The sequence below is a fragment of the uncultured Roseobacter sp. genome (assembly GCF_947499265.1).
GTDB lineage: Bacteria > Pseudomonadota > Alphaproteobacteria > Rhodobacterales > Rhodobacteraceae > Roseobacter.
Genome location: NZ_CANMNK010000006.1, coordinates 133184 through 146820, shown reverse-complemented (window position 1 = coordinate 146820; position 13637 = coordinate 133184). Strand labels below are relative to the sequence as shown.

The 13637-nt window shown below is 60.1% G+C and carries 13 protein-coding genes and 1 tRNA gene; 9 read left to right on the top strand and 5 right to left on the bottom strand.

What is annotated here, in order from left to right:
• Window position 1: 1 nt before the first annotated feature.
• The 4 genes from Q1A63_RS17040 to Q1A63_RS17025 form a co-directional block, all read right to left on the bottom strand.
• Window positions 2-1501, bottom strand: coding sequence for a tripartite tricarboxylate transporter permease (locus Q1A63_RS17040; RefSeq protein ID WP_299632269.1), 1500 nt, complete (start codon window positions 1499-1501; stop codon window positions 2-4).
• Window positions 1502-1506: 5 nt separating this feature from the next.
• Entirely contained in the window at window positions 1507-1947 is a 441-nt protein-coding gene (locus tag Q1A63_RS17035; protein WP_299632268.1) for a tripartite tricarboxylate transporter TctB family protein, read from the bottom strand.
• A gap of 78 nt (window positions 1948-2025) precedes the next feature.
• Window positions 2026-2970: a tripartite tricarboxylate transporter substrate binding protein gene (locus Q1A63_RS17030; RefSeq protein ID WP_299632267.1), complete on the bottom strand. Its 945-nt coding sequence runs from the start codon at window positions 2968-2970 to the stop codon at window positions 2026-2028.
• 1396 nt (window positions 2971-4366) lie between these two features.
• Window positions 4367-4456: transfer RNA gene (locus Q1A63_RS17025), tRNA-Ser, on the bottom strand.
• A gap of 193 nt (window positions 4457-4649) precedes the next feature.
• Between Q1A63_RS17025 and Q1A63_RS17020 the strand changes: the two genes are divergently transcribed.
• The 7 genes from Q1A63_RS17020 to Q1A63_RS16990 all read left to right on the top strand — a co-directional run bounded on the left by Q1A63_RS17020 (window position 4650) and on the right by Q1A63_RS16990 (window position 11117).
• Window positions 4650-5546, top strand: coding sequence for an SPOR domain-containing protein (locus Q1A63_RS17020; protein WP_299632266.1), 897 nt, complete (start codon window positions 4650-4652; stop codon window positions 5544-5546).
• 21 nt (window positions 5547-5567) lie between these two features.
• Complete coding sequence (locus Q1A63_RS17015) at window positions 5568-6737, top strand: D-alanyl-D-alanine carboxypeptidase family protein (RefSeq protein WP_298972892.1); 1170 nt, start codon at window positions 5568-5570, stop codon at window positions 6735-6737.
• The gene (gene tmk / locus Q1A63_RS17010) at window positions 6734-7372 is read left to right on the top strand and encodes a dTMP kinase (RefSeq protein WP_298972891.1); all 639 of its coding nucleotides are present in this window, start codon (window positions 6734-6736) and stop codon (window positions 7370-7372) included. Before Q1A63_RS17015 ends, tmk begins: the two co-directional genes overlap by 4 nt.
• Window positions 7369-8475 (top strand): DNA polymerase III subunit delta', encoded by a 1107-nt coding sequence (locus tag Q1A63_RS17005; protein WP_298972889.1) that lies wholly within the window; start codon window positions 7369-7371, stop codon window positions 8473-8475. Before tmk ends, Q1A63_RS17005 begins: the two co-directional genes overlap by 4 nt.
• A gap of 33 nt (window positions 8476-8508) precedes the next feature.
• Window positions 8509-9315 carry a TatD family hydrolase gene (locus Q1A63_RS17000; RefSeq protein WP_298973471.1) on the top strand — a complete coding sequence of 269 codons (807 nt, stop codon included), beginning with the start codon at window positions 8509-8511 and terminating at the stop codon, window positions 9313-9315.
• On the top strand, window positions 9315-10115 hold the full coding sequence (locus Q1A63_RS16995; protein ID WP_298972888.1) for an MBL fold metallo-hydrolase: 801 nt from the start codon (window positions 9315-9317) through the stop codon (window positions 10113-10115). The genes Q1A63_RS17000 and Q1A63_RS16995 overlap by 1 nt, the downstream gene beginning before the upstream one ends.
• A 66-nt stretch (window positions 10116-10181) precedes the next feature.
• Window positions 10182-11117: an AEC family transporter gene (locus tag Q1A63_RS16990; RefSeq protein WP_298972887.1), complete on the top strand. Its 936-nt coding sequence runs from the start codon at window positions 10182-10184 to the stop codon at window positions 11115-11117.
• Here Q1A63_RS16990 and Q1A63_RS16985 read toward each other — a convergent pair whose 3' ends face one another.
• Window positions 11118-12572 (bottom strand): aldehyde dehydrogenase family protein, encoded by a 1455-nt coding sequence (locus tag Q1A63_RS16985; protein ID WP_298972886.1) that lies wholly within the window; start codon window positions 12570-12572, stop codon window positions 11118-11120.
• 210 nt (window positions 12573-12782) lie between these two features.
• Here Q1A63_RS16985 and Q1A63_RS16980 point away from each other — a divergent pair, with 210 nt between their 5' ends.
• Entirely contained in the window at window positions 12783-13094 is a 312-nt protein-coding gene (locus Q1A63_RS16980) for a hypothetical protein (RefSeq protein WP_299632265.1), read from the top strand.
• A 55-nt stretch (window positions 13095-13149) separates the two neighbouring features.
• Window positions 13150-13635, top strand: a complete 486-nt coding sequence (locus Q1A63_RS16975; RefSeq protein WP_298972882.1) for a copper chaperone PCu(A)C — start codon at window positions 13150-13152, stop codon at window positions 13633-13635.
• The last annotated feature ends 2 nt before the right edge of the window (window positions 13636-13637 follow it).

The following is a 13637-nucleotide window of genomic DNA, read 5'->3' as shown; positions in this document are numbered from 1 at the left end:
GTTACTCTCCGGTGGAAACCATAGGGTCACGCTGGTTGAACAGCCGGCGCCAGAACAGCGGCCCGAACAGCGCGAGAATGGTGAGCACAAAAAACAAAAGCGTCAGGGGGCGGGTGAACATCAGCCACCATTGATCGTCGAGCATGATCAGCGATTGACCCAGGCGTTTTTCGAGCATGCCGCCCAGGATCAACCCGATGGCAAGCGGCACAACCGAATAGCCGAAACGGCGCATGAAGTAGCCGATCACGCCAGCGCCGATAGCGATGTAGACGTCCAGCATCGACTGATCCAGCGCATAGGCCCCCACAATCGAAAAGGTGAACACGATGGGCCAGAGGATTTGCACCGGTACAAAGGTGACGCGGGCAAAAATCTTGGCCCCGAACAGTCCCACGAAAATGAACATGACATTGACCAAGAGCATCGACCAGAAGATCGCATAGGCGAATTCGGCCTGTTCGGTGAACATGGTAGGGCCCGGCTGCAACCCATGCACCATCAGCCCCGCCAGAATAACTGCCGCTGTCGGGCTGCCGGGGATGCCGAGCGCCAGCGTCGGCACCATGGCCCCGCCCGTGGCGGAGTTGTTCGCAGCCTCGGACCCGGCGATGCCTTCGACAGAACCCTTGCCGAACTCTTCCGGCGTTTTGGACCAGCGGCGCGCCTCATTGTAGCCGATCATTGAGGCCACGGTGGCCCCTTCTGCGGGCAGGATGCCGATAAAGGTGCCAATGCCGGAGCTGCGCAGGATGGTTTTCCACACCCTTGCATAATCCGCGCGCGACGGCAGTTTGATGGTTTTCATAAACACCTGCCGCCGCTCAACGCTCAAACGTTCAGCCTGGACCAAAAGCTCGGAGATGCCAAAGATGCCGATCATCACCGGCACAAACCCAATCCCTTCAGAGAGCTCATTGAACCCGAAGGTGAAGCGTTCGACCGTGGTCAGAAGGTCCTTGCCCACCGTCGCCAGCAGCACACCAAAGGCGCCCGCGATGATGTTCTTCAACGGCGTACCGTCACCGATGGTGGCCAGCATCGAAATGCCAAAGACCGTGAGTGCGAAATATTCCGGTGGCGCGAAGTTATAGGCCATGCGGGCCATCAAGGGTGCTGCCAGCATCAGGCAGATGACCGAGATGATGCCTCCAATGGTGGAGGAAATCGTGGCCATGCCCAGGGCGCGCCCGGCCTCGCCCCGCTGCGCCAGCGGATACCCATCCAGACAGGTCGTGGCGCTGGCCGAGGTCCCGGGCGTGTTGATCAGGATCGCCGTGATTGCGCCCGCGAAGGTGGCCGCACAGTATATCGTCGTCAGGATCGCAATCGCCGGGATAGGGTCCATTGTGATGGTAAAGGGTAACAGCAGGGCAGCCCCCGTGGTGGCGTTCAGCCCCGGCAGCGCACCGATGATCACCCCGCCCAAAGTTGCCGCGAACAGCAGCACCAGCAGGTTCGGGTCCATCAGCGCAACAAGGCCAGCAATCAACGGTTCCATTCGTGTCACCCGTACCAAAGACTGGTGAGCAGACCGCGCGGAAAGCGGATGCTGAACACCTGATCAAAGAGTAAAAAGATCAACGCCGGGCTGAGCACAGCCACCAGCGCAATGGCCCAGGCCCGCCGTTCGCCCCAGACCCAGGCCAGCGCGCCCGCAAAGACGCCGAGGCCCAGAAACAGATCCACCTGCGCCGCCAGAACGAAGACGACAAACAACCCCAGGCTGATCCACACAGTCGGCGGGATCGGATCATGCGCAATGGGCTTGTCAAAAACCACCACCAGCACCGCCAGGGCCATGATCAGCAACATCACCATCTGCGGGAAGTCCGCAGGCTGCATGCCGCGCAACAGGATGGGGGGCACCCGGTCGAATTGCGTGCTGAGCCAATAGGCCAGCAGGCAAAAGACGATTATGCCGCACGGAACCGCGTAACGCGTCATCTTGTCGTCCCCAAACAGGTTAAAGAAGCATAGGTGGGGTCAGCCCTCTCGAAGGGGCCGACCCCGGGGAGATGGGCTTTATTCGATAAAGCCCAATTCACGCAGCGCAGCATCCATGTCCGACTGCATTGAGGCCAGCTGATTGCCCCAGACGTCAGCACCTGCCACCGAACTTGCGTCCAGCCCCACCGAGGTCAGGAAACCCTGGTAGACGGTGTGTCCCATGGCGTTCAGCAGCGCCTCTTCGATCTTGGCCGCCACATCATCTGGCGTGCCCTTATGCACCACAAAGCCGCGCACGGTGGAGAAATTTGCATCAATGCCCAGCTCCTGCGCGGTCGAGACATCCGGTAACCCGCTCATCCGCTCCGGAGCAAGTACGACGATCGGACAGATATCGCCCGCGTCGATCTGCGATCCGGCTTCGGCCAGGTTCAGAACCGCCACATCAACTGCGCCCGCCACCAATTGCGTGGCCAGTTCGCCGCCGCCTTCAAAGGGCACGATCTTGGGCGTCGCCAACTCGCCACGGCGCGCAAACATAAAGGCCGATACATCATCGATACCGCCCAGATGCGTGGTGCCATAGGTCAGCGGAGTGTCTTTCTGCGCCGCAACGAAGGCCTCGGCGCTCTCATAAACACCGCAACGGGTCATCAGGATCTGCGGATCATCGGTGCCGCGCGCAATGGGCCGCACATCTTCCAAGGTCATATCGGTCTTGCCCAAGGCAACCGTGGCCGAGTGACCGATGGTGAAGGTCAAAATGCTGTGCCCGTCAGCCTCTTGGGTCAGGTAGTAATCCATCGCCGAGGCCCCACCGCCACCGCGCTTGTTGACCACAACCATGTCGGTTCCCAGCTCGCGCCGCGCGCGGATCATCATCATGCGCGTGGTCACATCGGTGCCGCCGCCGTTACCGGCATGGGTGATGACCTCGATGGTTTTGGATGGGTAGCCTTCAGCGACAAGGTCACCGCCAACTATGGCAGCCACCGCAGCAATGGCGAACATTATCTTCATTGGTTTTCCTCCCTTGACGGTGCGCAGTTATCGCACCCTCGATTCTTGTAAACTAGTATTTGATATTTTGGAATACCAAATACTAAAATTAATGCTGAGCCTGATGTGGGTGTCGTGATCGGAGTGGAAGCTATATGTGGGAGACCGCAAAGCGTCATGAAGGACGTGTTCAAGGTGGCCTTGTTGTCTGGGATGAGACAGGCAGAAATCGTGATATTGTGGGCCGAAGAGGTTGAGGAGAATGGTGATCAACTCACCTTCAATTTACAGCAAGGTAAGAACCCCTCAGCGGCCCGTAGAGTGCCCGTTCATAGTTCCCTTGTGTCGATGGTCCGAGAGAGAGTGAAAGGTAAGGCAGGTCAAAACCTCCTATTCCACAAACTAGCGAGCATGGGAAATGCGTCTGACACATATGGAAAGCGTTTCAAACGGTGGGGGGAAGCGCTAGGCGTTGCTGATGATCAGGCCGACACACACCGTTCTTAGGCACCTACGTCAGGTAACTTATCCAGTAGCTTATGGCACAGGCAGTCGACTGTAATCTTTCTGTTTCCCTCATTTTCGGCTTTGACGTGTTTCATAAGTTTGTTGGATAAGTTCGATGCAGCCGTGGCCAACTTCTTTTTCACTTCGATCAGTTCTTCACCAATTACCGCAGCGAATTCCTTAGCGGAGCGCCCAAGAGGAGCTACTCTCTGCTTTTGTTAAACCTCTCAAGGGAAGCATCACACAATAGTTGTTCTCTTATCTTTTTGCATTGCTTTCGAGGTGCCCAGTGAATGCGCCCGAAGTTGTCCGTAAAGCCAAATCGAACCAGTCTTGCTTCATCAAACCATCGCCGAGAGCGAGGGAAGTGGGCGTAGAAAGTCTCAACCAACTTTATGGTCTTAGGAAGCCCACCGCTAAATGGCCCTTCTGAGGTCCCACTATATGGCCAGTTGCTAGATGGGTTCAGCATTGCATAGGTGCGGGGCTTTCTAAGTCCCAGCCAGCGCCGCCGAGGACGCGCAACAGTGTTGTCCAAGGTTACTTCACCGGGACCATGGTCTATCACGCTCAAGCAAATGCTTTCCGGGTTGTGGTCCCATCCTTCGCCAAAAGCAATTCTGTTTGAGATGCCAACCCTTAGCCGGGCTTTCGGATAGATAACTTAGACCAAACATTCCAAATAAAACCAGCAATGGAAAGAGCTAGCGATGCCAACGAGATAGTAATTGCCCAGTCAGCGGTGGTCACTTTTCACAACCCCGAGCCTTTGAAAGCGTATCGTTATTGGTATTCGTTCTTCCATCGCTACTGTGGACTAATCCTAATGAGCTTTCCATTGGTCAATACGCCGGTCAACTGCGGTCAATGAGTTTACGTAAATCATTGAAATTGTTCAATAAGTTAATGATGGCGGAGGAGGTGGGATTCGAACCCACGGTACGCTTTCACGCACGCCGGTTTTCAAGACCGGTGCATTCGACCACTCTGCCACTCCTCCGGTCTGACCGTCCTAGTTGCCCGCAAATGATTCTGAAACCACAAAAAACGCCACAATACCTCTGGGGAATGTCGCCGATTTGATCCGGAAGATCTTCCCAGGCCGCGTCAGCCGGGGTAGAGTATCGGCAAAGACCCGCTACATGCGGGCGAAAAAGACGCCGGACAACCGGATAACAGGCAAGGACAGATACATGAGCGGCGACATCATCCACCATCGTTCTCCAGCTTTTCGACTTTTTGCGGGGCTGTTCGCCTTGAGCGTTCTGACTGCTTGCGACGATGCAGGCTCTTTCAATCTCGGCGAGGTGTTCAAGCCAAAGCCCACGGATGAAGCCGAAGCTCCCGTTGCCGCCCAGAGCGGCACCGTGACCGAGCGCGACGTCGAAGCGCCGGAAGTGTTTTCCGCAAAGGAACCTGGCCTCTGGGACGGGCGGCCTTCGCTGGGCGGTGTTTGGGTGGCACATCCGGACGTGACCGAACCGGAGCGGGTAATCATCCGCAACCAGACCAATGGGCAGTTCGTCGTTGGCGCGCTCTTCCGCCGCGAACGCGATATTCCCGGGCCAAGACTGCAGATGTCCTCTGACGCGGCGGAAGCTCTAGGCGTGCTTGCCGGGGCACCGGTGGAGCTCGACGTGACAGCCTTGCGCAAAGAGGTGGTGACACCGGAGCCCGTAGCACCCGCTGAGGAAACCGTCGCAGCCACGGACGACATCACCGAAACCGCGCTTGACCCGATTGCAGCCGCAGGCGCCGCGATTGACGCCGCAGAGCCAACCGCTGCTGAAACCTCAGCGGCCCCTGCCCCAGCGGTCGCCACACCGGTAATCCAATCCAGCTTGCCGAAATCCACCTTGAAGAAGCCTTTCGTCCAAATCGGTATATTCAGCCAGGAGGCAAATGCCGAGCGCGCGGCGAAACAAATGCGTGGCGCGGGTTTGATACCGACCGTCAAGGAACAAGAGGCGGGCGGTAAACCCTTCTGGCGTGTGATCGTTGGCCCAGCCACCACGTCCGATGAGCAGAAAACACTGCTTGCCACCATCAAGGGCGAGGGCTTCTCGGATGCCTACGCCGTGACCAATTAATCTACTCAGGAGCGTGTCGCTATGATCCGTCTTGCCGCAGCCCTTCTGGCTTTGATCGCCTCCACCACCATGAGCCTGGCCTTTGATACCAAGGCACAGACCGCCTTTGTCCTTGATCAGACGACCGGCACTGTCCTGTTGAACAAGGATGGCGAAACACCGATGCCACCCGCGTCCATGTCCAAGCTGATGACGCTCTATATGGCGTTTGAGGCCATTCGGCGTGGCAAGTCCGACGGCGGGCTTGATCTGAATGAAGAACTGCCTGTCTCCGAACACGCGCAGTCCTATGGTGGCTCCAGCATGTTCCTGAGGTCGGGTGAAACCGTCACCGTCGAGGACCTCATCCGCGGCATCATCGTGCTTTCCGGTAACGATGCCTGCGTGGTCATCGCCGAGGCACTGTCGCCAGATGGCACGGAATACGGGTTTGCACGCCTGATGACACAGCGTGCGCAACAACTGGGCATGACCAACTCGACTTTCACCAATTCGAACGGCTGGCCGCAGCCCGGGCATCTGATGTCGATGCGCGATCTGGCCACCCTGTCGGATCGCCTGATCACGGATTTCCCGGAGTTCTACCCGCTCTTTGCAGAAACCGAATTTGAATTCGACAACCGGGTGCCCAGCAACCGTTTGAATCGCAACCCGCTGCTGACCATGGGCATTGGGGCCGATGGCCTGAAGACGGGTCACACGCAAGAGGCGGGCTATGGGCTGACCGGGTCGGCCAAACAGGGCGACCGGCGTGTGATCTTTGTGATCTCCGGCATGGACACCGTGGCCGAACGCGCTCAGGAATCCCAGGCCATCGTGAACTGGGCCTTCCGTCAATTTGCCATGCGCCCTCTGGCGAAAGAAGGTCAGCAATTTGCGCAAGCGGATGTGTGGATGGGCAGCGAGGCCTCAGTCGGTCTGGTGGCCGCAGAGGACATCAGCATTCTGATGCCCGCGCTGGCAGGCAATGAGATCGAGGGCGAAGTGATCTACACCGGGCCGATTAACGCCCCCATCGCCGCGGGTGATCAGCTGGCCGAGTTTGTGTTTACGCTTGAAGGCCTGCCTGAAACGCGCCTGCCGCTGGTGGCGGATCGTGCGATTGAACGTGGTGGCTTTGTCAGCCGCGTGAGCACCGCAGCGCTGGTGCTGTTCACAAAATTCATTCAGGGACCCGAGGGGGCGACGTGACCGCAGCCGCGCGCGGTACCGGCACCTTTATCACCTTCGAAGGCATAGACGGGTCAGGCAAATCCACTCAGGTCAAGCGATTGGCTGATCATCTGCTTGCAAACGGGCACGAAGTTGTCCTGACCCGCGAGCCTGGGGGCTCCCCGGGGGCCGAAGAGATCCGCGCCCTAGTCTTGCAGGGGGACCCTGACAGGTGGTCGGCTGAAACGGAAATCCTGCTCTTTACCGCTGCGCGCCGCGATCACCTTGAACGGACAATTCTGCCCGCACTGGCCGCGGGAAAGATCGTGATCTGCGACCGTTTTGCCGACAGCACGCGCATGTACCAGGGACTGTCGCGGGGCGATCTGCGGGGGGTTGTCGATCAATTGCACACACTAATGATCGGCCATGAACCCGACCTGACCATTCTGATCGATATGGACCCGGGCGTCGGTCTCTCGCGCGCCTTGTCGCGGCAAACCGTGGACGAGCGATTTGAAGCCTTTGGTGAAGACCTGCAAAAAGCGATGCGGCAAGGTTTTCTGGATCTGGCCCGCGAATTCTCCGACCGTTTCCGGGTCATCGATGGCGCGAGAGACATGGACGCGGTGGCAGGCGACATTGCGGATCTTGTGAGCGCAGAGCTGGCATGAGCACGCCCGATCAGATCGAAGGCGCCCCGCATCCGCGGGACACCCCTCAGCTTTTTGGTCAGGACGCTGCACAGCAAGCGTTTCTGGATGCTTTTGGCACCGGGCGTTTGCACCATGCCTGGCTGCTGACCGGCCCGCGCGGCATTGGCAAGGCGACGTTGGCCTGGTCCATGGCGCGGTTCCTGCTGGCCACCCCGCCGCTTGACGACGACGGGCTCTTCGGCGCGCCGCCGCCCCCCACCGCGCTGGCCATCGATCCCGAACACCCGGTCGCACGGCGGATCGCGGCGGGGGCGGAACCGGGCCTGAAATCCATCACCCGCACCCCGAACCCCACCACCGACAGGATGCGCGATCAGATTGTCGTCGATGACATCAGGTCCCTTGCGGGGTTTTTTCAGCTGTCGGCAGCCGATGGCGGGCGTCGTGTTGTCATCGTGGATGCAGCGGACGACATGAACCCGTCGGCGGCCAACGCCCTGCTGAAAATGTTGGAGGAGCCCCCGGACCGCGCCACGCTGCTGCTCATCAGCCATCACCCTTCCGGGCTCCTGCCCACCATCCGGTCCCGGTGTCGCACGCTGCGCCTGAATACGCTGTCGCCGGACGATATGGCGCGCGCCTTTGCTCAGGCAGGCATCGATGTGGGCGCGCGGACGGATGCCCTGGCGGAACTGTCAGGCGGATCGGTGGGGGCGGCCATGCGGCTGTCCTTGCTGGATGGGTTGAAGACATATGCGGAGCTGGTGGCGCTGATCCAGACCCTGCCGCAGTTTGACCGCGCTGCCGCCCTGAAACTCGCAGAAGCCGCTGCCGCACGCGGTGCCGAGGCCAAGCGCGACCTGCTGTTTGAACTCATCGACCTGCTGTTGTCGCGCCTCGCCCACCGGGGCGCGTCCGGCACCGGGTCAACCGTTGAGGCCGCCCCGAATGAAGCGGCAATTCTCGCGCGCCTGGCACCTGATCAAACCGCGGGCCGTGCCTGGGCACAGGTCGCGCAGGAAACCGGCGCACGCGCGCGACATGGCCGCGCGGTGAACCTTGACCCTGCCGCTCTGGTCCTAGATACCCTGATCAAGATAAGTCAAACCGCCAGAGGGTAGATGCCGATCTGGTGCCAGCACGACCGGACCGGCATGACCGACAAACTTCAGATCACAGACAGCCATTGTCACCTCGACTTTCCGGATTTCGATGGCCAGCACGCGGAAATCGTTGCCCGCGCGGTGGATGCTGGCGTGTCCCGCATGGTGACGATCTGCACAAAGCTGAAAAATGAACCCGCCGTGCGCGCAATCGCCGAAGCCCACGCGCCGGTTTTCTATGCCGCAGGGACCCACCCGATGAGCGTCGCCAGCGAACCCCAGGCAAGCGTGGACAAACTCATTACCATCGCACAGCATCCCAAACTGGTGGGCATCGGGGAGACCGGCCTCGACTACCACTACACGGCGGATACGGCAGAAATCCAACAGACCTCCCTGCGCGTACACATCGAGGCCGCGCGAGCCACCGGGTTGCCTCTGATCATCCACGCCCGTGATGCCGATGCCGATATGGCACGCATCCTGACAGAAGAATACCGCCAGGGCGCATTCACATGTGTGATGCACTGTTTCTCCTCATCCGCCGATCTGGCGCGCACGGCGTTGGATCTGGGGTTTTATCTGTCGATGTCGGGGATTACAGCTTTCCCCAAATCGTCCGAACTGCGCGATATCTTTGCGGCGGCTCCTCTGGACCGTATTTTGGTGGAGACCGACGCGCCTTATCTTGCACCGCCGCCCTATCGCGGCAAACGCAATGAACCCGCATATATAACCCACACAGCACAGCGCGGGGCTGACACCATGGGCATCAGCTATGGTGCGTTTGCGGCGCACACGCAGGCCAATTTTGACCGTCTGTTCTCCAAGGCAGCAAATTACCAGGCCCCCGCTTGATGGCTGAACTGCGCGCGACCATTCTGGGCTGCGGATCCTCAGGCGGCGTGCCGCGCTTGGGCGGACACTGGGGCGACTGCGACCCCGACAATCCCAAGAACAGACGCCAGCGATGCTCGCTTCTGGTCGAACGCGAGAACGACAATGGCACCACGACGGTTCTGATCGACACCTCGCCGGACGTGCGCAACCAGCTGCTCACCGCCGATGTGGGGCGGCTCGACGCGGTGATCTACACACACAGCCATGCGGACCATGTGCACGGCATCGATGATCTGCGGATGATCGTCTTCAACATGCGGGCGCGCCTGCCGGTCTGGGCCGATCCACCCACCCGCGACGCGCTGATGCAGCGGTTTGACTACGCCTTTGTACAGGCCGAGGGGTCTGCCTACCCGCCCATCCTCAACATGAACCTCATTGAGGGCGATGTCACCATTGACGGCGCAGGCGGTACGATCCGCTTCTCTCCCTTTGAGGTCGCGCATGGGGGCATGAATGCCCTCGGCTTTCGGATCGGCGATCTGGCCTATCTGCCGGACGTCGCACAGATCCCGGAAAACGTATGGCCGATCCTTGCAAACCTGGACTGCTGGATCGTGGACGCCCTGCGCCGCGATCCCCATCCGACCCATGCGCATCTCGCCCGCACGCTGGAATGGATTGACCGCGTTCAACCAAAAAGCGCTGTGCTCACCAACATGCACATCGACCTCGACTACGACACTTTGCAGGCCGAAACACCCCCCCACATTCAACCGGCCTACGATGGGCTGACCCTGACGTTTCCCGCTCCCTGAATTTCTTCTGGCACAAAATATCCCCGCCGGAGGCTCCCGCCCGGGCCACAGGCGCAAAGGCACCCAATGCAAACCCTGCTCGATGTCATCCTTCCCGTGTTTCTTGTCATCGGCTTCGGCTATGTTTCCGTCTGGCGCAAACTCTTTCCGGTTGCGGGCATCGACGGCGTCATGGGCTTCACCCAGAACTTCGCCATCCCGTGCCTGCTGTTTCAGGCCATCGCCAAGCTTGACCTCGACAGCTCCTTCGATCCGGCCCTGCTGAGCAGCTTCTATGCCGGTGCCAGCATCTGTTTTTTCACTGGCATGTTCGGGGCGCGCGCGCTCTTCAAGCGCGATTGGGAAGATTGCGTCGCCATCGGCTTTTGCTGCCTCTTTTCCAACTCCGTGCTGCTGGGCCTGCCGATCACCGAACGGGCCTATGGCGCGGATGCGATGACCGGCAATTTCGCCATCGTCGCGCTGCACTCGCCTTTCTGCTACGGGCTGGGCATCACCGTCATGGAAGTCACCCGCAATCGCGGCCAATCCGCCACCGTGATGGCCCGCGCTGTCGTGCGCGCGATGTTTCGCAACGCGCTTGTCCTCGCCATCGGCTTGGGATTCATCGTGAACCTGTCGGGCCTGGGGATCCCAACGGTTGTGGATGATGCGCTCTCGCTGATTGCCCGCGCTGCTCTGCCCGCCGCCCTTTTTGCGCTCGGCGGGGTTCTCGTGCAATACCGCCCCGAAGGCGACAGCCGCGTCGTTGTGATGATCTGCGGCATCGCGCTGCTGCTGCACCCCGCGCTGGTCTGGCTATTCGGCACCGTGCAAAACCTACCCACCGACGGGTTCCGCTCCGGCGTGCTGACCGCTGCGATGGCACCTGGGTTCAATGCCTATATCTTCGCCAATATGTATGGGCGCGCCAAACGGGTTGCCGCCTCCTCCGTGCTGATGGCCACGGGGATTTCCGTCCTGACGATCTGGGTATGGCTCATCCTGCTGGAGACCGTCTGATCACCCGTGCAGGGCAGCCACCGTTTTCAGCGACGAGAACCCATAAAGCGCTTCGAACCCCTTCTCGCGCCCATGTCCCGAGAAGCCGGTCCCGCCAAAAGGCAGCTCCACACCGCCGCCAGCCCCATAGTTGTTCAGAAAGACCTGACCGGCCTTGAGCGCTTTGGCCAACCGCATTTGCCGCGCCCCGTCCGACGTCCAGACCGATGCCACCAACCCGTAGTGCGTGCCATTTGCAATCGCCAGGGCCTCAGCCTCATCTTCAAACGGAATGATCACCTGCACGGGGCCAAAAATCTCCTCCTGCGCCAGTTTGTGATCGCTGGGCACATTGGCAAACAGCGTCGGAGCCACGTAAGCGCCGCCTGCTGGAAGATCGGGAGGCAATGCCGCCTGTGCGACCACTTCAAGGTCATCCCCGTCGTTCAGAAACCCTTCGACAATCGCTTTTTGCCGGTTGGAGATGAGCGGCCCGACATCCAGATCCGCCATCGCACGCCCAACCTGCAAGGCACTGTAGCGGGCCGCCATTTCCGCCACGACCCGGTCATAGACGCCACGCTGTACCAATATGCGCGAAGACGCCGAACAGGTCTGGCCCGCATTCTGGATGCCAGCCCCCACCAGAAATGGCAGCGCCGCGTCGAGATCGGCATCCTCAAAAACCAGTTGAGGGGATTTGCCCCCAAGCTCCAGCGTCACCGGCACCACGTTCTGAGCGGCGGATTGCTGCACCAGTTTGCCGACGCCGACCGACCCGGTGAAGGAGATGTGATGCACGCCGGGGTGTGACGTCAGTGCGGCCCCGGCCTCGGCCCCCAGACCCGGCACGACATTCAAGGCCCCCGCAGGCAGACCCGCCCGGTGGGCCAGTTCCGCGAAGGCCAGCGCCGTCAGGCAGGCCTCCTCCGCAGGCTTCAAAACCGCGGCATTGCCCATGGCAAGGGCCGCCCCGACGGAGCGGCCAATGATCTGCATCGGGTAATTCCACGGCACGATATGCCCGGTGACCCCATGGGGCTGCCGCAACGTGTAAACCATATAGCCGTCCAGGTAAGGAATTGTGCTGCCGTGGATTTTATCGGCGGCCCCGGCGTAAAACTCCATGTAGCGTGCCAGTGCGACAACATCCGCGCGGGCCTGTTTCAACGGCTTGCCCACATCGCGCGCTTCCAGTTCAGCAAGCGCATCGATGTGCTCTAGCACCAATTGCCCGATCCGGTAGAGAACACGGCCCCGCTCGACCGCCGTGGTCTTTCCCCAGGCCCCTGCCATTGCCGCTGAGGCAGCCTCTACCGCCTGGTCAATGTCTTCTGCGCCACCGCGCGCGATCTGACATAGCACCTCGCCGGTCGAAGGATCGCCCAGCGCGAGTGTCTGCCCCGATGCGCTCGCCTGCCACTGCCCACCGATAAAACATCCCGACGGGTCCACCCCTAACGGCCGCACTGTCATCCTCAAGCCCCCTTTTGATGGCACGCGAGGATCAGGTCACCCGAACCCACAAAGGTCAAGCCGGTTATCTGACGCTGGTATCATGCGGCAAAGCTGCGCGGGCGCGCTTCTCATCTGGACCACCCCCCTGGGACCACATAGAATTCGCCCATGATGCGGGCCCGATTCACACTTCTGGCAAGTTTGATGATGCTCATTGCGACTTTCGCAATGACGGCAACGGGCTTTGCACATCGCTTTTCCGACGACAGATCCTCGCCCGAATTGCTGGCCTATCTCAGCATGGGCGGGACGCTGGCGGAAATCTGCGGCGAAACGGACCCCGCACATCACCTCAGCACGACCTGTGACGCCTGCCTGATCACGCAAAATGTGCTGTTGCAGGAGGTGGTCAACTCTGCGCCGATCCCGGCTGCGATAGAATGCTCGGCCCCGTTCGCCTCCGCCCGTGATCTCTTGCGCCCCGCGCGACCCGACACGGCGCATCCGTCCCGCGCACCGCCAGCCCGTGTGATTGCCTGACCTTCATTCACACAACGGCGCGCACCCATGTCTGCGCATTCTACGGGAAAAAATCATGAAAAACCTGATCATCGCAGCCACGGCTGCCCTTCTGTCGCTGTCGACCGCTGCGCTTGCACATGAGTTCAAGCTGGGCGACCTTGTGATCAACCATCCGATGACTTTCAACACAGCGGCCACGGCAAAAACAGGCGGTGGCTATCTGGAGGTTACAAACACCGGTGACACAGCAGATCGCCTCATCGGCGTGAAGGCTGACTTCCCAAAAGTCGAATTGCACACCACCGAAGAAAAAGACGGCGTTGCCCGCATGATGCATGTAGATGCCATCGAGATCCCCGCCGGGGAAACCGTATCACTTGAGCCCGGCGGATTTCACGTCATGTTCATGGGGCTTGGCGGCGATCCCTTTGAAGTGGGTGAAAAAATCCCGGCGACACTGATCTTTGAAAATGCGGGCGAAATCGACGTGATGTTCAACGTCGAAGAACGCACTCACGAGGACAAGACGGACCATTCCGGCCATACGATGTCGAACTGAGA

Excerpts from the sequence above, each read along its gene's own strand:
- Q1A63_RS17040 (WP_299632269.1), bottom strand. The coding sequence starts at position 1,501 with ATGGAACCGTTGATTGCTGGCCTTGTTGCGCTGATGGACCCGAACCTG.
- Q1A63_RS17035 (WP_299632268.1), bottom strand. The coding sequence starts at position 1,947 with ATGACGCGTTACGCGGTTCCGTGCGGCATAATCGTCTTTTGCCTGCTG.
- Q1A63_RS17030 (WP_299632267.1), bottom strand. The coding sequence starts at position 2,970 with ATGAAGATAATGTTCGCCATTGCTGCGGTGGCTGCCATAGTTGGCGGT.
- Q1A63_RS17020 (WP_299632266.1), top strand. The coding sequence starts at position 4,650 with ATGAGCGGCGACATCATCCACCATCGTTCTCCAGCTTTTCGACTTTTT.
- Q1A63_RS17015 (WP_298972892.1), top strand. The coding sequence starts at position 5,568 with ATGATCCGTCTTGCCGCAGCCCTTCTGGCTTTGATCGCCTCCACCACC.
- Q1A63_RS17005 (WP_298972889.1), top strand. The coding sequence starts at position 7,369 with ATGAGCACGCCCGATCAGATCGAAGGCGCCCCGCATCCGCGGGACACC.
- Q1A63_RS17000 (WP_298973471.1), top strand. The coding sequence starts at position 8,509 with ATGACCGACAAACTTCAGATCACAGACAGCCATTGTCACCTCGACTTT.
- Q1A63_RS16995 (WP_298972888.1), top strand. The coding sequence starts at position 9,315 with ATGGCTGAACTGCGCGCGACCATTCTGGGCTGCGGATCCTCAGGCGGC.
- Q1A63_RS16990 (WP_298972887.1), top strand. The coding sequence starts at position 10,182 with ATGCAAACCCTGCTCGATGTCATCCTTCCCGTGTTTCTTGTCATCGGC.
- Q1A63_RS16985 (WP_298972886.1), bottom strand. The coding sequence starts at position 12,572 with ATGACAGTGCGGCCGTTAGGGGTGGACCCGTCGGGATGTTTTATCGGT.
- Q1A63_RS16980 (WP_299632265.1), top strand. The coding sequence starts at position 12,783 with ATGACGGCAACGGGCTTTGCACATCGCTTTTCCGACGACAGATCCTCG.
- Q1A63_RS16975 (WP_298972882.1), top strand. The coding sequence starts at position 13,150 with ATGAAAAACCTGATCATCGCAGCCACGGCTGCCCTTCTGTCGCTGTCG.